At 66.9% G+C, this 23458-nt stretch carries 22 protein-coding genes and 1 pseudogene; 15 read left to right on the top strand and 8 right to left on the bottom strand.

The features are described from left to right. Positions 1–14: 14 nt before the first annotated feature. A complete protein-coding gene (gene tkt / locus ACZY0B_RS05335) occupies positions 15–2105 on the bottom strand; it encodes a transketolase (RefSeq protein WP_463762990.1) in 2091 nt (696 codons plus the stop codon). 254 nt (positions 2106–2359) lie between these two features. Here tkt and ACZY0B_RS05330 point away from each other — a divergent pair, with 254 nt between their 5' ends. Together ACZY0B_RS05330 and ACZY0B_RS05325 are read left to right on the top strand one after the other, a co-directional pair. Further along, complete coding sequence (locus ACZY0B_RS05330) at positions 2360–3274, top strand: heme o synthase (protein WP_463762989.1); 915 nt, start codon at positions 2360–2362, stop codon at positions 3272–3274. Between the two features lie 193 nt (positions 3275–3467). Further along, a complete protein-coding gene (locus ACZY0B_RS05325) occupies positions 3468–3869 on the top strand; it encodes a hypothetical protein (RefSeq protein ID WP_463762988.1) in 402 nt (133 codons plus the stop codon). Between the two features lie 14 nt (positions 3870–3883). On the opposite strand, the gene ACZY0B_RS05320 is transcribed toward ACZY0B_RS05325, so the two are convergent. Next, on the bottom strand, positions 3884–4861 hold the full coding sequence (locus ACZY0B_RS05320) for a quinone oxidoreductase family protein (RefSeq protein WP_463762987.1): 978 nt from the start codon (positions 4859–4861) through the stop codon (positions 3884–3886). A 19-nt stretch (positions 4862–4880) separates the two neighbouring features. On the opposite strand from ACZY0B_RS05320, the gene ACZY0B_RS05315 reads away from it, so the two are divergent. Then, positions 4881–5708: a hypothetical protein gene (locus tag ACZY0B_RS05315; RefSeq protein WP_463762986.1), complete on the top strand. Its 828-nt coding sequence runs from the start codon at positions 4881–4883 to the stop codon at positions 5706–5708. On the opposite strand, the gene ACZY0B_RS05310 is transcribed toward ACZY0B_RS05315, so the two are convergent. The 4 genes from ACZY0B_RS05310 to mptB form a co-directional block, all read right to left on the bottom strand. Next, positions 5658–6611 carry a COX15/CtaA family protein gene (locus ACZY0B_RS05310; protein WP_463762985.1) on the bottom strand — a complete coding sequence of 318 codons (954 nt, stop codon included), beginning with the start codon at positions 6609–6611 and terminating at the stop codon, positions 5658–5660. The genes ACZY0B_RS05315 and ACZY0B_RS05310 overlap by 51 nt on opposite strands. Positions 6612–6698: 87 nt before the next feature. Then, positions 6699–7484 (bottom strand): ABC transporter permease, encoded by a 786-nt coding sequence (locus ACZY0B_RS05305; protein WP_463762984.1) that lies wholly within the window; start codon positions 7482–7484, stop codon positions 6699–6701. After that, the gene (locus ACZY0B_RS05300) at positions 7481–8431 is read right to left on the bottom strand and encodes an ABC transporter ATP-binding protein (RefSeq protein ID WP_463762983.1); all 951 of its coding nucleotides are present in this window, start codon (positions 8429–8431) and stop codon (positions 7481–7483) included. Before ACZY0B_RS05300 ends, ACZY0B_RS05305 begins: the two co-directional genes overlap by 4 nt. Continuing rightward, positions 8428–10128 (bottom strand): polyprenol phosphomannose-dependent alpha 1,6 mannosyltransferase MptB, encoded by a 1701-nt coding sequence (gene mptB, locus ACZY0B_RS05295; protein ID WP_463762982.1) that lies wholly within the window; start codon positions 10126–10128, stop codon positions 8428–8430. The genes ACZY0B_RS05300 and mptB overlap by 4 nt, the downstream gene beginning before the upstream one ends. A 27-nt stretch (positions 10129–10155) precedes the next feature. Between mptB and ACZY0B_RS05290 the strand changes: the two genes are divergently transcribed. The 7 genes and pseudogenes from ACZY0B_RS05290 (at position 10156) to ACZY0B_RS05260 (ending at position 16505) form a co-directional block, all read left to right on the top strand. Then, a complete protein-coding gene (locus ACZY0B_RS05290; RefSeq protein WP_463762981.1) occupies positions 10156–10977 on the top strand; it encodes a helix-turn-helix transcriptional regulator in 822 nt (273 codons plus the stop codon). Between the two features lie 56 nt (positions 10978–11033). Then, positions 11034–12488 (top strand): Fe-S cluster assembly protein SufB, encoded by a 1455-nt coding sequence (sufB, locus tag ACZY0B_RS05285; protein ID WP_463762980.1) that lies wholly within the window; start codon positions 11034–11036, stop codon positions 12486–12488. Beyond that, positions 12489–13667: a Fe-S cluster assembly protein SufD gene (sufD, locus tag ACZY0B_RS05280; protein WP_463762979.1), complete on the top strand. Its 1179-nt coding sequence runs from the start codon at positions 12489–12491 to the stop codon at positions 13665–13667. It begins immediately after the preceding gene. Further along, on the top strand, positions 13667–14440 hold the full coding sequence (sufC, locus tag ACZY0B_RS05275; RefSeq protein ID WP_463762978.1) for a Fe-S cluster assembly ATPase SufC: 774 nt from the start codon (positions 13667–13669) through the stop codon (positions 14438–14440). Before sufD ends, sufC begins: the two co-directional genes overlap by 1 nt. Positions 14441–14442: 2 nt before the next feature. Beyond that, entirely contained in the window at positions 14443–15696 is a 1254-nt protein-coding gene (locus tag ACZY0B_RS05270; RefSeq protein WP_463762977.1) for a cysteine desulfurase, read from the top strand. A gap of 18 nt (positions 15697–15714) precedes the next feature. After that, positions 15715–16219, top strand: a pseudogene (gene sufU, locus ACZY0B_RS05265) (Fe-S cluster assembly sulfur transfer protein SufU). Continuing rightward, positions 16158–16505: a metal-sulfur cluster assembly factor gene (locus ACZY0B_RS05260; RefSeq protein WP_463762976.1), complete on the top strand. Its 348-nt coding sequence runs from the start codon at positions 16158–16160 to the stop codon at positions 16503–16505. The pseudogene sufU and the gene ACZY0B_RS05260 overlap by 62 nt, the downstream one beginning before the upstream one ends. 19 nt (positions 16506–16524) lie before the next feature. On the opposite strand, the gene ACZY0B_RS05255 is transcribed toward ACZY0B_RS05260, so the two are convergent. Then, entirely contained in the window at positions 16525–17112 is a 588-nt protein-coding gene (locus tag ACZY0B_RS05255) for a DUF5666 domain-containing protein (protein WP_463762975.1), read from the bottom strand. On the opposite strand from ACZY0B_RS05255, the gene ACZY0B_RS05250 reads away from it, so the two are divergent. After that, positions 17087–17311 carry a hypothetical protein gene (locus ACZY0B_RS05250; protein WP_463762974.1) on the top strand — a complete coding sequence of 75 codons (225 nt, stop codon included), beginning with the start codon at positions 17087–17089 and terminating at the stop codon, positions 17309–17311. The two genes, ACZY0B_RS05255 and ACZY0B_RS05250, sit on opposite strands and share 26 nt — an antisense overlap. Positions 17312–17495: 184 nt before the next feature. Beyond that, on the top strand, positions 17496–18467 hold the full coding sequence (locus tag ACZY0B_RS05245; protein ID WP_463762973.1) for a YihY/virulence factor BrkB family protein: 972 nt from the start codon (positions 17496–17498) through the stop codon (positions 18465–18467). A 10-nt stretch (positions 18468–18477) separates the two neighbouring features. Here the strand turns inward: ACZY0B_RS05245 and ACZY0B_RS05240 are convergent, their stop codons facing one another. Further along, a complete protein-coding gene (locus ACZY0B_RS05240; RefSeq protein ID WP_463762972.1) occupies positions 18478–20307 on the bottom strand; it encodes an acyl-CoA dehydrogenase in 1830 nt (609 codons plus the stop codon). 278 nt (positions 20308–20585) lie between these two features. Between ACZY0B_RS05240 and trxA the strand changes: the two genes are divergently transcribed. Genes trxA through ACZY0B_RS05225 form a run of 3 tightly spaced genes read left to right on the top strand, consistent with a single transcriptional unit; the run spans position 20586 to position 23445 of the window. Next, positions 20586–20936, top strand: coding sequence for a thioredoxin (trxA, locus tag ACZY0B_RS05235; protein WP_463762971.1), 351 nt, complete (start codon positions 20586–20588; stop codon positions 20934–20936). Positions 20937–20985: 49 nt separating this feature from the next. Beyond that, positions 20986–21795 carry an enoyl-CoA hydratase gene (locus ACZY0B_RS05230; protein WP_463762970.1) on the top strand — a complete coding sequence of 270 codons (810 nt, stop codon included), beginning with the start codon at positions 20986–20988 and terminating at the stop codon, positions 21793–21795. A gap of 21 nt (positions 21796–21816) precedes the next feature. Continuing rightward, positions 21817–23445 carry an ABC-F family ATP-binding cassette domain-containing protein gene (locus tag ACZY0B_RS05225; protein WP_463762969.1) on the top strand — a complete coding sequence of 543 codons (1629 nt, stop codon included), beginning with the start codon at positions 21817–21819 and terminating at the stop codon, positions 23443–23445. The last annotated feature ends 13 nt before the right edge of the window (positions 23446–23458 follow it).

The raw sequence follows: 23458 nt of genomic DNA, 5'->3' as shown, positions 1-23458 counted from the left end.
GTAATCGCCCTTTCTCAGTTGTCGACTACTTCTTCCGCGGCGGCAGCGACGGCCTCCGCGGTGAAGCCGAACTCGCGGAACAATGTCTCGGCGTCGGCGGATTCGCCGTAATGCTCGATCGAGACGATCTTCCCGGTGTCGCCGACCAATTTGTGCCACGGTTGCGCGATGCCCGCCTCGACGGCCACCCGGGCCGACACCGACGGCGGCAGCACGCTGTCGCGGTACTCGGCCGGCTGCGACTCGAACCATTCCACACACGGCATTGACACGACCCGGGCAATAATGTCCTTGTCCGCCAACAGCTTTGCGGCTTCCACCGCTAGCTGGACCTCGGACCCGGTGGCGATCAGGACGACGTCGGGATCTTCGTCGCCTTCATCGCCAAGCACGTAGCCACCGCGGGCGACGCCTTCGACATTGGTGCCTTCGAGCACCGGCACACCCTGGCGGGTCAGGATCAACCCGACCGGACCGCTGCCGTTGCCCCGCGCCAAGATCGTGCGCCAGGCGTAGGCGGTTTCATTGGCATCGGCCGGGCGCACCACCGACAGCTTCGGGATGGCACGCAGTGCCGCCAGGTGCTCGATCGGTTGGTGCGTCGGGCCGTCCTCGCCCAAACCGATGGAATCGTGTGTCCACACGTAGATGGTGTCGATGTCCATCAGCGACGCCAGCCGCACCGCCGGGCGCATGTAATCGGAGAACTGCAAGAAGGTACCGCCGTAGGCGCGGGTGGGCCCGTGCAGCACGATGCCGGACAGGATGGCGCCCATCGCGTGCTCGCGAATGCCGAAGTGCAGGGTGCGACCGTACCAGTCGGCGGTGTAGTCCTTGGTTGTAATCGACGGCGGCCCAAACGATTTGACGCCGTCCATGGTGGTGTTGTTGCTGCCTGCCAGGTCGGCCGAGCCGCCCCACAGCTCGGGCAGTTTCGGTCCCAGCGCGGACAGCACCTTGCCGGACGCCGCCCGGGTGGCCAGCGCCTTGGATCCGGGTTCCCAGTACGGGATGTCGGCATCCCAGCCGTCTGGCAATCGCTGCGCGGTCAGCCGGTCCAGCAGCGCCTTGCGCTCGGGTTCGCGCTGTGCCCACGCATCGAACTCGGCCTGCCACTTCTCGTGCGCTTCCTTGCCCCGATCCACCAGCTTGCGGGTGTGGGCGATGACGTCGTCGCGGACCTCGAAGGTCTTGTCGGGATCGAATCCCAGAATCTTCTTGGTGGCGGCCACCTCTTCGTCGCCGAGGGCCGAGCCGTGCGCCTTACCGGTGTTCATCAACTTCGGCGCGGGGTAGCCGATAATGGTGCGCAGCGAGATGAACGACGGCCGGTCGGTGACGGCCTTCGCGTTGGCGATGGCCTCCTCGATGCCGACGACGTTCTCGCCGCCCTCCACCTCTTGCACATGCCAGCCGTAGGCGCGGTAGCGCGCGGCGGTGTCCTCGCACAGAGCGATGTCGGTGTCGTCCTCGATCGAGATCTGGTTGTGGTCGTAGAACACGATCAGGTTGCCCAGCTGCTGCACGGCCGCCAGCGAGGACGCCTCGGAGGTCACGCCCTCCTCGATGTCTCCGTCGGAGGCGATGGAGTAGATGAAGTGGTCGAACGGGCTTTCTCCCGGGGCCGCGTCCGGGTCGAACAGGCCGCGCTCGTAGCGCGCCGCCATCGCCATCCCGACCGCTGACGCCAGGCCCTGCCCGAGCGGGCCGGTGGTTATCTCAACCGCCTTGGTGTGCCGGAACTCCGGATGCCCCGGAGTCTTGGAGCCCCAGGTGCGCAGCGCCTCGATGTCGGACAGCTCGAGGCCGAACCCGCCCAGGTAGAGCTGCAGGTACAGGGTCAGGCTGCTGTGGCCGCAGGACAGCACGAACCGGTCGCGGCCCAACCAGTGCGGGTCGCTGGGGTCGTGGGTCATGGCGCGCTGGAACAAGGTGTAAGCCAGCGGGGCCAGGCTCATCGCGGTCCCGGGGTGGCCATTGCCGACCTTTTGGACGGCATCGGCGGCCAGCACCCGCACCGTGTCGACGGCGGCCGAGTCGGTCTCGGTCCAGTCGTCGGGGTGGTGCGGCCGGGTTAGCGTAGAGATCTCTTCGAGAGTGGTCACAGACTCATCCTTGGGTCATCGAGCAGATCAATCCTCACCCTAGTGCGGGAAGGCCAGCGTTTGCAGCGCGGGATTGCGGGTATTCGTGGCCGCCGCCGCGGACATTGACATCCGGACGTCGCAGAGCTTGCGATCGGTGCCGCCGTCGGGAAATTCTGTGTGAATAGACCCTGGAGGCGGGCTGCGGCCCCAACCCGGTCTACCATCGTGCGTAGTAGATGCTGCGCCCTGCTGCGACCCCAAGGAGTTATTGCGTGAGCGTTCGCGGGCGCGTCGCGCCGAGCCGAATACGTGGCTCGGTGCTGGCTTACCTGGCGCTGACGAAGCCGCGGGTCATTGAACTGCTGCTGGTGACGGCGATACCCGCGATGCTGCTGGCCAACCGCGGCCAGGTGGAGCCGCTGCTGATCCTCAACACGTTGATCGGCGGGATGCTGGCGGCCGGCGGGGCCAACACGCTCAACTGCGTGGCCGACGCCGACATCGACAAGCTGATGAAACGGACCGCGCGCCGGCCGTTGGCCCGGGCCGCGGTGCCGACGCGAAACGCCCTGGTGCTGGGGCTGGTACTCACCGTGGGCTCGTTCTTCTGGCTCTGGTGGACGACGAACCTGCTGTCGGGGCTGCTCGCCATCGCCACCATCGCGTTCTACGTGTTCGTCTACACGCTGCTGCTCAAACGCCGCACCTCGCAAAACGTCGTGTGGGGCGGCGCGGCCGGCTGCATGCCGGTGATGATCGGCTGGTCGGCCGTCACCGGCACCATCGGCTGGCCGGCGTTGGCGATGTTCGCGATCATCTTCTTCTGGACGCCCCCGCACACCTGGGCGCTGGCGATGCGATACAAGGACGACTACAAGGCGGCCGGCGTGCCCATGCTGCCCGCCGTGGCGACCGAACGTCAGGTCACCAAGCAGATCCTGATCTACACCTGGCTGACCGTGCTGGCGACCATGGTGCTGGCGCTGGCCGCGGGCTGGCTGTACACCGCGGTCGCCGTGCTGGCCGGGGTCTGGTTCCTGGCGATGGCCCACCAGCTGTACGCCGGGGTGCGGGCGGGCGAGCCGGTCAAGCCGCTGCGGCTGTTCCTGCAATCGAACAACTACCTTGCGGTGGTGTTCTGCGCGCTGGCGGTCGACTCGGTGATCGCGTTACCGACGCTGCTCTGATCCGCCTTCCGGCGTGAAATCCCATCCGCCACTTCAGCACCGCCGAACTCGTCGGCATGTGGTTTCCAAAAGCGATAGCGCATCCGATATCGCTTTCTAAAACAGTCGGGTCCTTCTCCGTGTGCGGCAACTGTGGTGGCTGGGCGGCGCCTGTTGGGATCGGTAGCCAGTGCAAAGGGGCCACACTAAGGCCATGGCACCCAGGCGCATCGTCAAGAAGTTGATCGCCGCGGCACTGCTCTCGGGCGGTCTGGCGTTGTCCGATTTCGGCCTGACCGCGGCCATCGCCCAGGCTCAACGCGGGCCCGTACCGCTGGATGCATGGCCCGGCTGTCCCAACGACCACCCCCAGGGGCCATGTCACTGGTGCCCGGGGCAGCCCTTGCCGCCGACCGGCAACCACGTCACCAACCCGGTCGTTTGGGATAACAACATTTGCCACACCTACTTTTACGTCTACTTCGGGCAAGGCAATGTGGCCCAAAACATTTGGGATGGCGACAATCCACCGCCACCGCCGCCACCGGCGCCGCCGGGCCTGATCAACAGAGACAACTGCCAGCAGATCCTCGGAATTTTCTGTCCGAAGGCGTGACAGGGCTTGAATCGCTACGGCAGCAACACAATCGAGCCGGCGGTCTTGCGGCCCTGCAGATCCTGGTGCGCGCGGGTCGCTTCGGCCAGCGGATAGCGCCCCCCGACTTCGATGTTGATCGCCCCGCCGGCAACCGCCTCGAACAATTCGTCGGCGCGCCAGCTGAACTCCTGGCCGGTGCGCATGAAGTGGACCAGCGCCGGGCGGGTCAGGAACACCGAGCCCGCGGCATTGAGCCGCTGCGGATCCACCGGCGGCACGGGTCCGCTGGCGGCGCCGAACAGTGCGAGGGTCCCGCGGACGGCCAGGCTGGCCAGGCTGGCGTCGAACGTGCTGGCGCCGACGCCGTCGTACACCGCCGCCACCCCGATACCGCCGGTGAGCTCGCGAATCTGCCGACCGAACTGCGCGGCATCGTCGGGGTAGGAGAGCACCTCGTCGGCGCCGGCCTTCTTGGACAGCTTGGCCTTCTCGGGAGTCGAGACGGTGGTGATGACCCGGGCGCCGAGCACGTGTGCCCACTGGGTCAGGATCAGCCCGACGCCGCCGGCGCCGGCGTGCACCAGCACCGCGTCGCCGACCTGCACCGGGTACACCGACTTCAGCAAGTAGTGCGCGGTCAGGCCCTTCAGTAGCACCGAGGCAGCCACCTCGGAGCTGACACCGTCCGGCACCTTTGCGGTCAAATATGCCGGTGCAGTGGCGAATTCGGCGTAAGCGCCGGACGCCGCGGCCGACACCACGCGGTCGCCGACGCTGAATTCTTCGTCGGCCGTCTCGCCCAGGGCCGCGACGGTGCCGCACACCTCGGAGCCCAGGACGAATGGCACCTCGCGCGGATATTGCCCGGAACGGAAATAGGTGTCAATGAAGTTGACGCCGACGGCCTCGGTCTTGATCAGCAGCTCGCCTCGGCCCGGAGTGGGTTGTGGGGTGTCGACGTAGCGCAGGACCTCGGGGCCGCCGGTTTCACTGACTTCGATTGCATGCATGTCGCTATCATGCCCGGGCATGAAGCTTGCCCGACCGGACGTCTTCCATCCCCGCATCGTGCTGGCCGGATGTCCGGCGCACCCGGCCGGCGACGGCGACGACGCGGGTCTGGCCGCGGCGCTGCGGCAGCGCGGTCTGCACGCGCGCTGGTTGTCCTGGGATAACCCCGATACGTGCGACGCGGATCTGGTGATCCTGCGCGCCACGCACGACTACGCCGGGCGGCTGGGGGAGTTCCTGGCCTGGACCACACGCGTCAAGAAACTGCTGAATACAGCGAACGTTGTCACCTGGAATGTCGACCGGCGTTATCTGCGCGATCTGGCGGCTCGCGGGGTGCCGACGGTGCCGGGGGAGATTTTCGCGCCGGACGAACGGGTTCGGTTGCCGGGTCCCGGTCGGGTGTTCATCGGTCCGGCCATCGGCACCGGGACTCGCCGGTGCGCCGACCGGCCCGCGGCCGTGACCTGTGCCGCCGAATTGCACGCCGCCGGCCACGGTGTGCTGGTGCAGCCCGTGTCGGGTGCCGACACGGAGCTGGTCTTTCTTGCGGGCAAGCCCTCGCACGCGTTTCCCCCCGAGCCAGATTTCGAACTCTGGGACATCGGCGCCGCGGCGCTGGCCGCAGCGGCTGACGAACTGAGCATCGGGGCAAGCGAATTGCTTTACGCGCGAGTGCATTTGAGTGGCTCGGAGTTGCTGGAGCTACAGCTGGTCGACCCGTCGCTGGGCTGGCGGCGGCTGGACGGCGGCGCTCGCGGCTTGGCTCAGCGCGAGTTCGCGCTGGCCGTGGAGTCAGCCTGCGAGCGGCTCGGGCTTGGCCCGTTCTCGCATCGACGCCCATAGCGCAGCGGTCGCGGCCGTGCAGGCCGCGGCCCCGGCGACGTGCACGGCGACCAGGGCCGCGGGAACGCCGGTGAAGTACTGCGTGGTGCCGACCGCGGCTTGCGCGCACACCAGGACCAGCAGCACGCCCAGCCGCAGCATGATCGCCCGCGTCGCGCCGACGGCCAGCAGCCCGAAGCCCAGCCCGACCAGCAGCGCGAGATAGGCGACCAGCAGCGACGAATGCATGTGCACCAGCGTGGTGATCTCTACCTGCAGCCGCGGCACCGTGCGACTCGGGCTGCGGTCGCCCGCGTGCGGGCCGGCGGCGGTCACCAGCGTGCCGGCGACCAGCACCAGGGCCAGGTTCATTCCGGTCAGCGCGGTGAGCAACCGCAGCGGCTTGGCCACCCGCTGGTGAACCACTCCGTCATCCGGCTCGCCGACCTTGACGTACAGCAGCACCGACAGCCACACCATCGTCATCGACACCAGCAGGTGAATCGCGACCGTCCACCACAGCAGCCCGGTGCGCACCGTGATGCCACCGATCACCGCCTGTACCACCGTCGACACCGGCATCAGCCACGCGTAGGTCAGCACCTCGGCCCGCCGGCGGGCCCGGTAGACCGCCAGCACCGCCAGCGCGGCGGTGACCACCACCGCGAGGCTGAACATCCGGTTGCCGAACTCGACGGCCTGATGAACCCGCGGCACTTCGGCGACGGCGACCGGGACGAAACTGCCCGGGAAACACTGCGGCCAGGTGGGGCAACCCAGACCCGACGCGGTGACGCGCACGATCGAGCCGGTGACGGCGATACCGCCCTGGGACACAATCACGGTCGCGGCGATGATCCGCTGGACACGCAGGCTGGGGTCGGGGAGCAGGTCCACCAACCGCAACAGCACTCGTCTTACCACCGCAGCACTCGTCTTACCACCGCAGCACTCGTCTTACCACCGCCCGATCGTAGGCCAACGAAAACTACGGCCTGTAGTACGGGACCGTCAGGTGAAGCGGAACCAGCGCAGCGCGGCCAGCGCGGCCACCGCGCCCCACACCGCGAGCACGACGACGCCGAACCAGTCGACCGACAGCGTCATCGCCTGCGACAGCGCCTCGGTGAGCGCGCCGGACGGGGTGAGCCGGGCCGCCCACTTGACCGCCGTCGGGATCATGTTCGTCTCGACCGTCAGCGCGCCCAGCCCCGCGAAGACGAACCACATCAGGTTGGCGACGGCGAGCACGATCTCGGCGCGCAGCGTGCCGCCGAGGAGCAGGCCGAGCGCCGTGAAGCCGGCGGTGCCCAGCGCGATGACCGCCGCGCCCAGCACAAGGGCCGCCGGAGCAGGTCGCCAGCCCAGCGCAAAACCTATGCTGCCCAAGATGATTGCCTGCAAGAACACCACGGTGATCACGGCCAGCGACTTGCCGGCGATGATCCCCCAGACCGGAAGCGGTGTGGCCCCAAGCCGTTTGAGCGCGCCGTAGCGCCGGTCGAACGCGATCGCGATCGCCTGCCCGGTGAACGCCGTCGAGATCACCGCCAGCGCCATGATGACCGGGACGAACGTCGCGGCGCGGTTGCTCCCGAACGAGCCGAACGGCAACAGCGTGAGCCCGACCAGCAGTGTGATCGGGATGAACATGGTCAGCAGCAATTGTTCGCCGTTGCGCAGCAACAGCTTCAACTCCAAGCCGAACTGCGCGGCAAGCATTTTCGGCACGGCGTTGGGACGTGGGTCCGGGGCGAAGGTGCCCGCCGGAAACAGCGGGGTGTTGGTGTCGGTCACGGTCGCAACTTCCTGCCGGTGAGATCCAGGAACACATCCTCGAGACTGCGTTGCTCGACCCGCATATCGGTAGCCAGCACGTCGATCTGGGCGCACCACGCCGTCACGGTCGCCAGCACCTGCGGGTCGACCGGCCCCTCGACCAGGTACTCGCCCGGGATCACCTCGGTGGCCTTGTAGTCCTCCGGCAGCGCGGCGGCCAAGAGCGACAAGTCAAGTCGCGGCGGCGCGGTGAACCGCAGCTGGTCTTTCGCGCCGGAACGCATCAGTTCGCTCGGCGTGCCCGACGCCACCATCGCGCCGTGGTCGATGATGACGAGCCGGTCCGCGAGTTCCTCGGCCTCCTTGAGCTGGTGGGTGGTGAGCACCACCGTCACACCGTCGCGGCGCAGCGCGTCGATCAGCTCCCACACCAGCAGCCGGGCATGCGCATCCATGCCGGCCGTCGGCTCGTCGAGGAACACCAATTCGGGCCGCCCGACCAGCGCGCAGGCCAGCGCCAGCCGTTGCTGCTGCCCGCCGGAAAGCCGACGGTAGGTGGTGCGGGCGGCATCGGTCAGGCCCAAGGTGGCCAGCAGCCATTGCGGGTCCAGCGGGTCGGCGGCGTAGGCGGCGACCAATTCGAGCATCTCGCCGGCGCGGGCGGCGGGATAGCCGCCGCCGCCCTGCAACATCACCCCGATGCGCGCGCGCAGCCGGGCGTTGTCGGTGACCGGGTCCAGCCCCAGCACCTCGATCGTCCCGGCGTCCGGGCGCACGAAGCCCTCGCACATCTCGACCGTCGTCGTCTTGCCCGCGCCGTTGGGGCCCAACAGGGCCAGCACCTCGGCGGCATGCACTTCCAGATCGAGATTGCTGACAGCCGTCGTTGACCCGTATCGCTTGCTCACCCCGCGCAGCCGCACCACTGTTTCGGGGGCTTGGGGGTTTAGGGGGCCCGAACTCACGTCGAGTCAGCGTAGGCGTCGGGTGCCGACGTCGGCCGTCGGGTCTCCGCGGTCGCGGGCGCCGCGTCGGTGGCCGCGGCGCCGTTCGCCTCGCCGTTCGTGGACTGCAGCGGTCGCCAGGGCAGCCGGGTGTAGGTCAGCGCGACCAGCACGGCCATCACGGCGGCGCTGGCCAGGGTGGCATCCAGGATCTGGAACAACGCAAAGCGGTCGCCGTTGGCCGTTGGACCGAAGATGCCGACGACGAGCGTGATCACGATGACCGTTTCGCGGAAGCCGGTGCGGGTTGCCCAGCAGGCCAGCGGAATGATCGCCCACAGCAGATACCACGGCTGCACGACGGGAAACAGCAGCACGCAGATGCCCAGCGCGACGCCGAGACCTCCGATCGGGTGCAGCCGGCCGCGGAACACGGCGAACAGCAGCCAGGTGACCAGCACCATGATGATCAGCACGCCGATGAAACGGGTCAGCGCCAGCACGGCGGTGGTGTGGTCGCCCAGGCCCAGCAGAATCCCCACCTGCCCGGTGGCCAGGGCCAACAGCGTCGGCGGCGACATCCAGCTGCGCACGACGTTGGCGGTGCCGAGGGTGAATACCCAGCCGAATCCGAGCCCGCTGATCCAGCCCACCACCGCCATGACCGCCAGCGAGAGCGTCCCCATGCCGCCACCGGCCAGCAGCAGCGCCCGCAGGTTGCCGCCGCAGCGATAGGCCAGCGCCATCGTGACGAATCCCAGCGCCAACAGTGAAGGCAGCTTCACCTGCGAGGACAGCGTGATCAACACGGAGCCGGCCAACAGCATCCCCAGCGGCTCCCAGTCGGGGCCGATGCGGCGCCACGACGTGGGCCACAGCTGCGGCGAGTCGATACCCCGCAGCGCGAACTCGGCACCGATCAGCATCAAGCCGAGCATCAGCGCCTCGTTGTGGATGCCCGCGACCAGATGCATGAGCAGCAGCGGGTTCGCGGCGCCCAGCCACAGCGCACTGACCTCGGCGACACCACAGCGCCGGGCCAGCCGCGGGGTGGCCCACACGATCATCGCCACGCCCGCCAGCACCACCAAGCGGTGGCAGAGCACCGCGGCGACGATGTTCTCGCCGGTCACGGCCGAGATGCCGCGCCCGATCCACAAGAACAACGGACCGTAGGGGGCCGGCGTCTCGCGCCACACGCTGGGGACCGACAGGGTGAACACATGACCGAGGCCCAGTCCGGACGCCGGACCGACCTTGTAGGGGTCGAGGCCTTCGACCGAAATCTGGCTCTGCGCCAGGTAGGAGTAGACGTCCTTGCTGTACATCGGCGGCGCGATCAGCAGCGGCAGCATCCACAGCATCAGGGTGCGATCCAGGTCGCCGCGCGACATCTGCCGCTTGCCCATCGCGAATCGGCCCAGCATCAACCAGGCGAGCGCCATCATGACCGCCCCGACGGTGGTCATGGTCAACGACACCGTCTGGATCCGGGACGGCAGGTTCAACAGCCGGACGCCGAACGTGGGGTCTTGGACGACGGGCCGGGCCCCGGCGCCCAGTGCGCCGATCCCCATCAGGACGGTGCCGGTGGCGCCGAACAGGCGGGTACGCCGAAGTGCGGTGAGTTCCGTCTCATTCAGCGGTGAGCCAACGGGCTTCTCGTCGCCGTGCAGGGCGGCGATCGACGAGCTCAGCGTGTGGTGGCGCACTGCCATCAGTGCAGCGTAGCGACATGCCGAGAAGTGACGGGCCGGTGCTCGCCGCGCAATCGGCACGACCCCCGACTCAGGGCACCCTTGCTAGACCGATTTCCGGAATTGCGTCACACTGGTGTTGTGAAAATCCAGACCGCTGAGGAAGCTGTTTCCGCGCCTGAAATCGGTGCGGCGGCCCCTACTGTCGTGCCGGATGGTCACACCCGCCGCGCCATCGTGCGGCTGCTACTGGAATCCGGGTCGATCACCGTCAGTGAGATCTGTGACCGGCTCGGCCTGGCGGCCGCTGGCGTGCGGCGTCACCTCGACGCGCTGATCGAAGCGGGCGACGCGGAGTCCGCGGCGGCCGCGGCATGGCAGCAGGCCGGACGCGGGCGCCCGGCGAAGCGCTTCCGGTTGACGGCTGCCGGCCGGGCCAAGCTCGACCACGCTTACGACGACCTGGCGGCGGCGGCCATGCGCCAACTGCGCGAAATCGGCGGACAGGGCGCGGTGCAGGCGTTCGCCCGGCGCCGCATCGACACGATCCTGGCCGATGTCGAGCCCGCCGACAGTGCCGACGACGCCGATGTCGAGGCAGCCGCCGACCGGGTGGCCGGCGCGCTGACCAAGGCCGGCTACGTCGCCACCACCACCCGGGTGGGCCTGCCATTGCATGGCGTGCAGATCTGCCAGCACCACTGCCCGGTATCGCATGTCGCCGAGGAATTCCCGGAGCTGTGCGAGGCCGAGCGGGAGGCGATGGCCGAGGTACTCGGCACCCACGTGCAGCGGCTGGCGACCATCGTCAACGGCGACTGCGCCTGTACCACCCATGTGCCGCTCACCCCGGCGGCAGCCAAGACCTAGCATCAAGCGGCGCCCAGCCCGCGCCAGCACCGTACGAGCACCAAAGGAGCGTCCGCATGACACTCACACCAGAGGCCACCAAGGGTTCTGTGACTGCTGCGCCGTTGACCCAGGAGCAGACGATCGCATCGCTGGGCAAGTACGGCTATGGCTGGTCTGACACTGACGTGGCCGGTGCCAGCGCGCAGCGCGGGCTGTCGGAGGCGGTGGTCCGCGACATCTCGGCGAAGAAGAGCGAGCCGGAGTGGATGCTGGAGACCCGACTGAAGGCGCTGCGCATCTTCGACAAGAAGCCGATGCCGAGCTGGGGCTCCAACCTCGAGGGCATCCACTTCGACAACATCAAGTACTTCGTGCGCTCCAGCGAGAAGCAGGCAGCGACCTGGGACGATCTGCCCGCGGATATCAAGAACACCTACGACAAGCTGGGCATCCCGGAGGCGGAGAAGCAGCGGCTGGTCTCCGGTGTCGCCGCGCAGTACGAGTCCGAGGTCGTTTACCACTCCATCCGTGAGGACCTGGAGAAGCAGGGCGTCATCTTCCTGGACACCGATACGGCGCTGCGCGAGCACCCCGAGATCTTCCGGCAGTACTTCGGCACCGTGATTCCGGCCGGGGACAACAAGTTCTCCGCGCTGAACACCGCTGTGTGGTCAGGCGGTTCGTTCATCTACGTCCCGCCGGGCGTGCACGTCGATATTCCGCTGCAGGCCTACTTCCGGATCAACACCGAAAACATGGGGCAGTTCGAGCGGACGCTGATCATCGTGGACGAGGGCGCCTACGTGCACTACGTCGAGGGCTGTACCGCGCCGATCTACAAGAGCGACTCGCTGCACTCCGCGGTGGTCGAGATCATCGTGAAGCCCGGTGGCCGTTGCCGTTACACGACGATCCAGAACTGGTCGAACAACGTCTACAACCTCGTCACCAAGCGTGCCCGCGCCGAAGCCGGCGCCACCATGGAGTGGGTCGACGGCAACATCGGGTCGAAGGTGACGATGAAGTATCCGGCGGTCTGGATGACCGGCGAGTACGCCAAGGGCGAGGTGCTGTCGGTGGCGTTCGCCGGCGAGGGCCAGCACCAGGACACCGGCGCCAAGATGCTGCACCTGGCGCCCAACACGTCGAGCAACATCGTTTCCAAGTCGGTGGCACGCGGCGGCGGCCGCGCGTCCTACCGCGGCCTGGTGCAGATCAACAAGGGTGCCCACGGTTCGCGGTCCAGCGTGAAATGCGATGCGCTGCTGGTCGATACGATCAGCCGCAGCGACACCTACCCGTACGTCGACATCCGCGAGGACGACGTCACGATGGGCCACGAGGCCACCGTGTCCAAGGTCAGCGAGGACCAGCTGTTCTACCTGATGAGCCGCGGCATGACCGAGGACGAGGCGATGGCGATGGTCGTGCGCGGCTTCGTCGAGCCGATCGCCAAGGAACTGCCGATGGAGTACGCGCTGGAGCTCAACCGGCTGATCGAGCTGCAGATGGAAGGCGCGGTCGGTTAAGTGACTCAGGATTTAACAGGGGCCGTCGAGGGGATCGTCAAGAACAAGGGGGAGCTGTTCGCGTCCTTCGACGTGGACGCCTTCGAGGTGCCCAGCGGCCGCGACGAGATCTGGCGGTTCACCCCGCTGCGACGGTTGCGTGGCCTGCACGACGGCTCGGCGGTCGCCAACGGCAAGGCGACGATCAGTGTCGGAGAACAGCCCGGTGTGCACGCCGAAACCGTGCGCCGCGGCGACGAGCGACTGGGCCAAGGCGGTACACCCACTGATCGTGTTGCGGCCCAGGCATTCTCGTCGTTCAACTCCGCGACGGTGGTGACCGTGGCGCGCGACACCGAGGTTGCCAAGCCCATCGAGATCGTCGTCACCGGGCCGGGCGAGGGCGCGGTCGCCTACGGCCATCTGCAGATCCGCGTCGAGGAACTCGCCCGGGCCATCGTCGTCGTCGACCTGCGTGGCAGCGGGACGTACGCCGACAACGTCGAGATCATCGTCGGCGACTCGGCAGCCCTCGGGGTGATCTGGATCGCCGACTGGGCCGACGACATGGTTCACGTCAGTGCGCATCACGCACGGCTGGGCAAGGATTCGGTGCTCGGCCATGTCAACGTGACGCTCGGCGGCGACCTGGTCCGCACGTCGACGACGGTGCGGTTCACCGCTCCCGGCGGCGACGCTCAACTGCTCGGCACCTACTTCGCCGACGACGGCCAGCACTTCGAATCCCGGTTGCTGGTGGACCACGCGCACCCCAACTGCCGCTCGGATGTGCTGTACAAGGGTGCGCTGCAAGCCGATCCGGAATCCAGCCGCCCCGACGCGCACACCGTGTGGGTGGGCGACGTGCTGATCCGCGCGGAGGCCACCGGCACGGACACTTTCGAGACCAACCGCAACCTGTTGCTCACCGACGGGGCTCGCGCCGATTCGGTGCCCAACCTCGAGATCGAAACGGGTGAGATCGTCGGTGCCGGACACGCAAGTGCCACGGGAAGATTCGATGACGAGCAGGTGTTCTACCTGCGGGCTCGCGGTATCCCGGAAGACCAGGCCCGCAGGCTGATCGTGCGGGGCTTTTTCGCCGAGATCATCCAGAAGATCGCCGTGCCTTCCGTGCGTGACCGGCTGACCGAGGCGATCGAACACGAACTTGAGCTAACCGAAGGAATCAAGAACTGATGACCACGCTCGAAATCAAGGATCTGCACGTCAGCGTCTCGCCCGCCAATGACGCCGAGGCCATCCCGATCCTCAAGGGTGTCGATCTCACGGTGAAGTCGGGGGAGACGCATGCGCTGATGGGCCCGAACGGGTCCGGCAAGTCCACCCTGTCGTATGCGATCGCCGGGCACCCGAAATACGAGGTGACGTCCGGCTCGATCACGCTGGACGGCCAGGACGTGCTGGCGATGAGCGTCGACGAACGGGCGCGGGCCGGCTTGTTCCTCGCCATGCAGTACCCGATCGAGGTGCCCGGGGTGTCGATGTCGAACTTCCTGCGCACCGCGGCTACGGCAGTGCGTGGTGAGGCGCCGAAGCTTCGGCACTGGGTCAAGGAAGTCAAGGGCGCGTTGGACGATCTCGGGATCGATCCGGCGTTCTCCGAACGCAGTGTGAACGAAGGCTTTTCGGGCGGTGAGAAGAAGCGCCACGAGATCCTGCAGCTGTCGCTGCTCAAACCCAAGATCGCGATCCTCGACGAGACCGACTCCGGGCTGGACGTCGACGCGCTGCGGGTGGTCAGCGAGGGAGTGAACCGCTACGCGGAAGCCGAGCACGGCGGTGTCCTGCTGATCACGCACTACACCCGGATCCTGCGCTACATCCGGCCGCAGTTCGTGCACGTGTTCGTCGGCGGGCGCATCGTCGAGGCCGGCGGTCCCGAACTGGCCGACGCACTCGAAGAGCATGGGTACGAGCGCTTTACACAATCGGCCGCCGCGGGGGCGTAACGATGTCGGCCTCCGTGACTCCACTGGATCTCGCGGCGATCCGTGCTGACTTCCCGATCCTGAAGCGCATCATGCGCAGTGGAAACCAGTTGGCGTACCTGGATTCCGGCGCGACATCGCAACGCCCGTTGCAGGTGCTCGATGCCGAACGGGAATTCCTGTTGACGTCCAACGGCGCCGTGCACCGCGGTGCGCACCAGCTGATGGAAGAAGCCACCGATGCCTACGAGCAGGGCAGGGCCGACATCGCGGCGTTCGTCGGCGCCGACACCGACGAGCTGATTTTCACCAAGAACGCGACCGAATCGCTGAACCTGGTGTCATATGTGCTGGGCGACAAGCGCTTCGACCGGGCGGTCGGTGCAGGCGACGTCATCGTCACCACCGAGCTCGAACACCATGCCAACCTGGTGCCGTGGCAGGAACTGGCCCGCCGCACCGGGGCGACGCTGCGCTGGTACGGCGTCACCGACGACGGACATATCGACCTGGACTCGCTGCAACTCGACGAACGCGTCAAGGTCGTCGCGTTCAGCCATCATTCCAACGTCACCGGCGCGGTCGCGCCGGTGAGTGAGCTGGTCGCCCGGGCCAAGGCCGTGGGCGCGCTGACCGTGCTGGACGCCTGCCAGTCGGTACCGCATCAGCCCGTCGACTTCCACGCCCTCGACGTCGACTTCGGCGCCTTCTCCGGTCATAAGATGCTGGGCCCCAACGGAATCGGCGTGCTCTACGGTCGCCGGAAGTTGCTCGAGGCATTGCCGCCGTTCCTCACCGGTGGATCGATGATCGAGACGGTCACCATGGAGGCCACGACGTATGCCGCGCCCCCGCAGCGATTCGAGGCAGGTACCCCGATGACCTCCCAGGTCGTCGGCTTGGCCGCGGCCGCACGCTATCTCGGCGCCATCGGCATGGATGCCGTGCAGGCCCACGAACACGAGCTGGTGGCCACGGCGCTGGCGGGCCTGTCGGGTATCGACGCCGTGCGCATCGTCGGGCCGACATCGATGGAGAATCGCGGCTCACCGGTCGCATTCGTCGTCGACGGCGTACACGCGCACGACGTCGGGCAAGTGCTCGACGACGAGGGTGTCGCGGTGCGGGTCGGGCATCATTGCGCGTTGCCGCTGCACCGCCGATTCCGTGTGGCCGCCACGGCGCGGGCGTCGTTCGCGGTGTACAACACCGCCGACGAGGTGGACCGGCTGGTGGCCGGCGTGCGCCGGTCCGTGGACTTCTTCGGCGGAGCGTGAGCCGTGCGCCTGGAGCAGATGTATCAAGACGTGATCCTCGATCACTACAAGCACCCGCAGCACCGCGGTCTGCGCGAGCCGTTCGGCGCGCAGGTGTACCACGTAAACCCGATCTGCGGCGACGAGATCACGCTGCGGGTGACGCTGTCCGACGACGGTGAGACCGTCACCGACGTTTCCTATGACGGACAAGGCTGTTCGATCAGCCAGGCGGCCACCTCGGTGCTCACCCAGCAGGTGATCGGCCAGAGCGTGGGGGAGGCGCTGAAGACCATCACCGCGTTCACCGAAATGGTGTCGTCGCGGGGAACGGTCGAGGGCGACGAGGATGTCCTGGGCGACGGCATCGCCTTCGCCGGAGTAGCCAAGTACCCGGCACGGGTGAAATGTGCTCTGCTGGGGTGGATGGCATTCAAAGACGCAGTGGCCCAAGCCAGCCACGCTTTCGAGGAGGACCAACGATGAGCGAAACCACCGCACCCGACGAGGAATTCGTCGCCGACCTCGAAGAGGCGATGCGTGACGTCGTCGACCCCGAACTCGGGATCAACGTGGTCGATCTGGGGTTGGTCTACGGCCTCAACGTCGAAGAGGGCGACGAAGGAAAGGTCGCGACCATCGACATGACGTTGACATCGGCGGCCTGCCCGCTCACCGATGTGATCGAAGACCAGTCGCGCAGCGCGTTGATCGGCAGCGGTCTGGTCAACGACATTCGGATCAACTGGGTGTGGAACCCGCCGTGGGGCCCGGACAAGATCACCGAGGACGGGCGCGAGCAGCTACGCGCTCTCGGCTTCACCGTCTAACCGGGACGCCGCCGCACGCTTACCCGCCGTGCCCGCGATGGCCCGTCGGCTTTTTGCCCACACATTTGCCGTCATGAGCCGGTCGCAGATCGATGTTCGTGGCCTCTAGCGTGCCGCTGCTGTCTTGAGTTCCTTGTGCCGTAAGGCATTTGCCTTGCGCAATGGCTTGGGTGTTGGCGCCGGACTGCTTGGTGTACCGGGTCTTGTCGGTGACCGTCACCGGCGTCTGCGAGGTCGCGCCGTTGGCGTCGGTGCTCGTGACGGTGATCGTGTTACCGGCGACGGACGCGACGGCACCCCGCACCGGCGCGCGCGTTACCGGTGCCGTGGTGGGCGCGCCCGGCGGGGCGGGCGTGGTGGAACCGCCCGGTGCCGCTTCCTTGCCCGGCGGGCATTTGCCGTCGACGGCGGGGCTCACCCGCACGGATGCCGCGGTGAGCGGCTGGCCGGGCTGAGAATCCTGGCGAGCGGGCCGCACGGTGACGCAACTGCCCGCGGTGACGTCAGTCAGCGCGGCCGCAGTGACCTCGGTGACCTTGGTCGACGGCGTGAAAGCCACGGCGGCATTGCCCTTTTCCTGCGTGACCGCAGCGGTGTCTCCCGACACGGATGCGATCAGTCCACTGACCCGGGCCTGGCCGGTGGCCGGTGGCGACGTGGACGTCGTGGCCGGTGTCGGCGCGGAACTCGTGGTGCTCGGTGACGAGGAGGGGCTCGACGTGTTCGACGAACCACACGCCGCGACGGATACCGCGGTGACTCCGGTGACCGCAAGCAACGCGAATCGGGTAAGCCGAGACGTGTGAGAGCTGGCAGACATCAACGTTTCTCCAATCGTGGGACGGTCCCAACGACGGTCTACCGGATCCAGCTGTGCCTGACCTATGAGTCGCCCAGCCTCGGCAGCGCGGTTGGCGGCCGTCGAATCGGGGTATGCCCCGCTCATCCCGTTGGTTTGGGTGTCGGTTTCGGGGGGATGAGTGATCGGCAATGGTCGGCTGGCTGGACAGTTTGCAACGACGGAACCGCGCCGTGAGTGTGTCCGTCGCCGTCATCTACAAGTACCTCGATGACCAGGGCGGCTATCTGGCCGCGCTGATCACCTACTACGGCTTTGTGTCGCTGTTCCCGATGCTGCTGCTGTTGACTACCGGGCTGGGTGTGGTGCTCGCAGGCCGCCCCGATCTGCAACAGCAGGTGCTGCACAGCGCCCTGAGCCAGTTCCCGGTGATCGGCAGCCAGCTGCATCAGCCGGGGGGCCTCAGCGGGGGAACGGTCGCCGTGGTCGTCGGAATCCTCGGTGCGCTCTATGGCGGGCTGGGCGTCGGCCAGGCCGTGCAGAACGCGATGGACTCGGTGTGGGCCGTCCCGAAGAACAAGCGTCCCAATCCGATTCGGTCACGCGTGCGCAGCTTGCTGCTGCTGTTGGTGCTCGGTTCGGCGGTCATCGGGGCCACTGTCTTGTCCGGGATTGCTCAGACGACGCAGACCCTGGGTGTCTTCGGAAAGATCGGCGTGACGCTGGCCGCCGTGGCGATCAACGCGCTGATCTGTCTGGTGGCTTTTCGCCTGACCACCGCGCGCGAACTGACGTATCGGCAGGTCCTGCCGGGAGCTGTTGTGGCGGCATTCATTTGGCAGATTTTGCAGTGGTTCGGGGCCGGCTACATCCAGCACACGGTCAAGTCGGCCAGCGCCACCAACAGTATTTTCGCGTTGGTGCTGGGTTTGCTTGCTTTCCTGTATCTCGTGTCGACGACGTTGGTGCTGTGTGCCGAGATGAACGTCGTCCTGGTGGAGAGGCTGTATCCGCGGGCATTGCTCAGCGCATTCAGCGACGACGCCGAGCTCACGCCGGCCGATCGCCGGATCTACACCAAACGCGCCAAAGCCGAACGCGTCAAACGGCTCGAGCGCGTGATCGTCCGGTTCAACGACGTCAACAGACCCGTGACGCCGTAACGCCGGCAAGTCAGAACGCGTCTTCGGAAATGCGCATGACATCGTCGTCGATGGACTCGAGGACGTGGCGCAGCGCGGTCAGTCTCGGCAGCATGTTCTTGGCGAAGAACGCCGACGTCGCGATCTTGCCCCGATAGAACGCCGCGTCTTTCTCGGCGGGACTGTCGGTCAGTGCCGCGCGCGCAATCCCGGCGTGCACCAGCAATTGCCAGCCGATGAGCAAGTCGCCGACCGCGAGCAGATACCGCACCGACCCGAGCCCCACCTTGTAGATCTCCGTGGGGTGCTGGGGGGCCGACATCAGGTAGCCGGTCAGCGCGCCCGTCATCGCCGTGACCTCGTCGAGCGCGGTTTGCACCGCCAGCGCTTGCGATTTCAGTGCCTCGTCGCAGTTGTCGATGGTCTGGCTGATCTGAGCCGTCACAAACTGCAGCGCCTGGCCGTGGTCGCGGACGATCTTGCGGAAGAAGAAGTCCAGGGCCTGGATCGCGGTGGTGCCCTCGTATAGGGAGTCGATCTTGGAATCGCGAATGTACTGCTCCAGCGGGTAGTCCTGCAGGAAGCCCGAACCGCCCAGCGTCTGCAACGACTCGGTCAGGACCTCGTACGCCCGCTCCGAGCTCACCCCTTTGACGATGGGCAGCAGTAGATCGTCGACGCGGTGCGCCATCTCGTGGTCCGCACCCGAAACATGTTGCGCAAGAACATCATCCTGATGCGCCGCGGCATACATGTAGAGCGCCCGCAACCCCTCGGCGTAAGCCTTCTGGGTCATCAGGCTGCGGCGCACATCGGGGTGGTGCATGATCGTCACCCGGGGTGCGGTCTTATCGGTCATCTGGGTCAGGTCGGCACCCTGCACCCGCTCCTTGGCGTAGGCCAGTGCGTTGAGGTAGCCGGTGGAAAGGGTGCCGGCGGCCTTGACGCCGATCGTCATTCGGGCGTGCTCGATCACGGTGAACATCTGCGCGATCCCGTTGTGCACACCGCCGACCAGATAGCCCACCGCGGGCACATCGGTGGCGCCGAACGTCAGCTCGCAGGTAGGGGACGACTTGATACCCATCTTGTGTTCCAGCCCCGTGACGAAAACCCCGTTGCGCGGACCGAGTTCGAACGTGTCGGGGTCGAAGAGGTAGTTGGGCACGTAGAACAGGCTCAGCCCCTTGGTGCCCGGTCCGGCGCCCTCGGGGCGGGCCAGCACGAGGTGCCAGACGTTGTCGGCGGTGTCGCCTACGTCACCTCCGGAGATGAACCGCTTGACGCCCTCGATGTGCCAGGTGCCGTCCGGTTGCGCGATGGCCTTGCTGCGGCCGGCGCCGACGTCGGAACCCGCATCGGGCTCGGTAAGCACCATGGTGGCCGCCCAGCCGCGCTCGACGCCCTCTGCCGCCCACTGCTTCTGCTGCTCATCACCCTCGGCGTAAAGCGCTTGCGCCATAAAAGGACCCAGGCAGAAGAAGCTCGCCGACGGATTGGCGCAAAAGATCATTTCGTTGACCGCCCACGCCAGCGGCGGCGGTGCGGGCATGCCACCGATGTCTTCGGCCAGGCCGAGGCGCCACCACTCGGCGTCCTTGATCGCTTGGACCGTCTTGGCCAACTCGGGCGCCACGCTGATGGTGTGCGCGTCGGGATCGAAGACCGGCGGGTTGCGATCGGCAAACGCAAAGGTTTCGGCGACCGGGCCTTCTGCCAGGCGGGCCGCCTCGGACAAGATGGTCCGCACGGTGTCAGCATCGAGTTCGCTGTACTGCCCGGTGCCGAGAACAGTGCCCACATCAAGAACTTCGAAGATGTTGAACTCGAGATCACGGACGTTAGCGATGTAGTGGCCCAAGACATCTCCCTCGGCTGAGTCCGTCCGGCGACGGATCATCAGGCCTAAGTCTGTCCGAGCGGGGAAAACCTCCGCAACCGTAACCTCGGGGCGGTGGCCTTTGTGGTCCGCAAACGAAAACCCAACTGTTCATTGGGAAGATCGACCCGCGTTACTCGGTCGCCGTGGCGGCGCAGCTTCGCGCTGGCCAATCGATGCTGGCGGTAGCAGTATGGGGTTGCGCCAATGGTCGACATTCGCGCGGGAACATCGGAGCGATACGCGGCGTTAGGCAAAATGTGACAACACAGGATCTCACTGCGGAGCAGTTCAACACGACCATCGAAAACAATGACATCGTGCTGGTCGACTTCTGGGCTTCCTGGTGCGGGCCATGCCGCCAGTTCGGGCCGACTTTTCAGGCGTCGTCGGAGAAACACCCCGATATCGTGCACGCCAAGGTCGACACCGAGGCCGAACAACAGCTGGCCACCGCCGCCCAGATTCGGTCCATTCCGACGCTGATGGCCTTCAAGAAGGGCAAGCTGCTGTTCAACCAGCCCGGGGCACTGCCGCCGGCGGCTCTCGAGGATCTGGTGCAGCAAATCAGGGACTTCGATGTCGAGGCGGCTCAAGCAGATCAGGCCTGAGCCGCGCCGCCGAATAGGTCTCTAGCAACGTCCGCGATACCGTTCACGGGTGAGTTTGGTACTCGTTGAACATCCGCGGCCCGGCGTCGCGCTGATAACCCTCAATCGGCCCGAGCGGATGAATTCCATGGCGTTCGACGTCATGGTGCCGCTGAAGGAGGCCCTGGAAGAGGTCACCTACGACAACTCTGTGCGAGTCGTCGTGCTGACCGGGGCGGGTCGAGGGTTTTCTTCGGGCGCCGATCATAAGTCCGCGGGCGCGGTGCCGGATGTGGACGGGCTGACCCGGCCGACGTACGCGCTGCGCTCCATGCAGGTGCTCGATGACGTGATCCTGCTGCTGCGCCGCCTGCATCAGCCGGTCATCGCCGCCGTCAACGGCGCCGCCATCGGCGGGGGACTGTGCCTGGCGCTGGCCGCCGACATCCGGGTGGCCTCCACCAACGCCTATTTCCGGGCCGCGGGCATCAACAACGGGTTGACCGCGAGCGAACTGGGCCTGTCCTACCTACTCCCCAGGGCCATCGGAGCGTCGCGGGCCTTCGAGATCATGCTGACCGGTCGCGACGTCACCGCCGAGGAAGCCGAGCGCATCGGGCTGGTGTCCTGTCAGGTGCCCGAGGGCCAGCTCCTGGACACCTGCTACGCGATCGCCGCTCGGATAGCGGCGTTCTCCCGGCCCGGAGTCGAGTTGACCAAGCGCACACTCTGGAGTGGACTGGACGCCAGTAGCCTGGAAGGGCATATGCAAGCCGAGGGCTTGGGACAGCTATTCGTCCGTCTGCTCACCGCCAACTTCGAAGAAGCGGTTGCCGCGCGCGCAGAACGGCGGCCCGCGGTGTTCACCGACGACAAATAACGTGCATGGAGGGCAGCGATCGTGATCACGGCTACGGACCTTGAGGTCCGCGCTGGTGCGCGCATCCTGCTCTCACCCGACGGTCCCGATCTCCGGATTCAGCCCGGTGATCGCATCGGGTTGGTGGGCCGTAACGGCGCGGGCAAGACCACGACCCTGCGCATCTTGGCGGGGGAGAGCGAGCCGTATGCCGGAACGGTCACCCGTATCGGCGAAATCGGTTACCTGCCACAGGATCCCAAAGAAGGCGATCTCGACGTGCTGGCCCGCGACCGGGTGTTGTCGGCCCGCGGATTGGACGCTTTGCTCACCGATCTGGAGAAGCAGCAGGCGTTGATGGCCGAGGTCGCCGACGACGATGCGCGCGACCGCGCCATCCGTCGTTACGGCCAGCTGGAGGAGCGGTTCGTCGCGTTGGGTGGCTACGGGGCCGAGAGCGAAGCCGGGCGGATCTGCGCGAGTCTCGGCCTGCCGGAACGGGTCATGACCCAGCAACTGCGCACCCTGTCCGGCGGTCAGCGCCGCCGGGTGGAGCTGTCGCGAATCCTGTTCGCCGCCTCCGATACCGGTGCGGGTTCGTCGACCACGCTATTGCTCGACGAACCGACCAACCACCTGGACGCGGATTCGCTTGGCTGGCTGCGGGATTTCCTGCGGTCCCACAATGGCGGCCTGGTGGTCATCAGCCACAACGTCGAGCTGCTCGCCGACGTCGTCAACCGGGTGTGGTTCTTGGACGCCGTGCGCGGCGAGGTCGACGTCTACAACATGACGTGGCAGAAGTATCTCGACGCCCGGGCCACCGACGAACAGCGCCGCCGCCGGGAACGTGCGAACGCCGAACGCAAGGCCACCGCGCTGCGTTCACAAGCCGCCAAGCTGGGTGCGAAGGCCACCAAAGCCGTTGCGGCGCAGAATATGTTGCGGCGTGCCGATCGGATGATGGCGGCCCTGGACGAGGAACGGGGCGCCGACAAGGTGGCTCGGATCAAGTTCCCCACCCCGGCCGCATGCGGGCGCACCCCGCTGGTGGCCAAGGGGCTGAGCAAGTCCTACGGGTCGCTGGAAGTGTTCACCGGTGTCGACCTGGCGATCGACCGGGGCTCCCGGGTGGTGGTGCTGGGGCTCAACGGCGCCGGCAAGACGACGCTGCTACGCCTGCTGGCCGGCACCGAGACGCCCGACACCGGAGGCCTCGAGCCCGGACACGGTTTGCGGATGGGCTATTTCGCGCAGGAACACGACACCATCGACAACGACGCGACGGTGTGGGAGAACATCCGGCACGCCGCGCCTTCCTCGGGCGAGCAGGACTTGCGTGGTCTGCTGGGAGCGTTCATGTTCAGCGGCGCGCAGCTCGACCAACCGGCAGGCACCCTGTCCGGAGGCGAGAAGACGCGGCTGGCGCTGGCCGGCCTGGTGGCATCCACCGCGAACGTGTTGCTGCTCGACGAGCCGACCAACAACCTCGATCCGGCGTCGCGGGAACAGGTGCTCGACGCGTTGCGCAGTTATCAAGGCGCGGTGGTGTTGGTAACGCACGACCCTGGAGCGGCCGAGGCGCTGGACCCGCAGCGCGTGGTGCTGTTGCCCGACGGCACCGAGGATTATTGGTCCGAGGAATACCGGGATCTTATCGAGCTCGCCTGAGCCCCATAAGTCA

This window comes from Mycobacterium sp. IDUB_19, assembly GCF_055419445.1.
The sequence above is the reverse complement of the archived record's forward strand: the minus strand, read 5'-3'. Positions and strand labels throughout refer to the sequence as shown.

Excerpts from the sequence above, each read along its gene's own strand:
- ACZY0B_RS05325 (WP_463762988.1), top strand. The coding sequence starts at position 3,468 with ATGGCACCCAGGCGCATCGTCAAGAAGTTGATCGCCGCGGCACTGCTC.
- ACZY0B_RS05320 (WP_463762987.1), bottom strand. The coding sequence starts at position 4,861 with ATGCATGCAATCGAAGTCAGTGAAACCGGCGGCCCCGAGGTCCTGCGC.
- ACZY0B_RS05315 (WP_463762986.1), top strand. The coding sequence starts at position 4,881 with ATGAAGCTTGCCCGACCGGACGTCTTCCATCCCCGCATCGTGCTGGCC.
- mptB (WP_463762982.1), bottom strand. The coding sequence starts at position 10,128 with ATGGCAGTGCGCCACCACACGCTGAGCTCGTCGATCGCCGCCCTGCAC.
- sufB (WP_463762980.1), top strand. The coding sequence starts at position 11,034 with ATGACACTCACACCAGAGGCCACCAAGGGTTCTGTGACTGCTGCGCCG.
- sufC (WP_463762978.1), top strand. The coding sequence starts at position 13,667 with ATGACCACGCTCGAAATCAAGGATCTGCACGTCAGCGTCTCGCCCGCC.
- ACZY0B_RS05270 (WP_463762977.1), top strand. The coding sequence starts at position 14,443 with ATGTCGGCCTCCGTGACTCCACTGGATCTCGCGGCGATCCGTGCTGAC.
- ACZY0B_RS05260 (WP_463762976.1), top strand. The coding sequence starts at position 16,158 with ATGAGCGAAACCACCGCACCCGACGAGGAATTCGTCGCCGACCTCGAA.
- ACZY0B_RS05245 (WP_463762973.1), top strand. The coding sequence starts at position 17,496 with ATGGTCGGCTGGCTGGACAGTTTGCAACGACGGAACCGCGCCGTGAGT.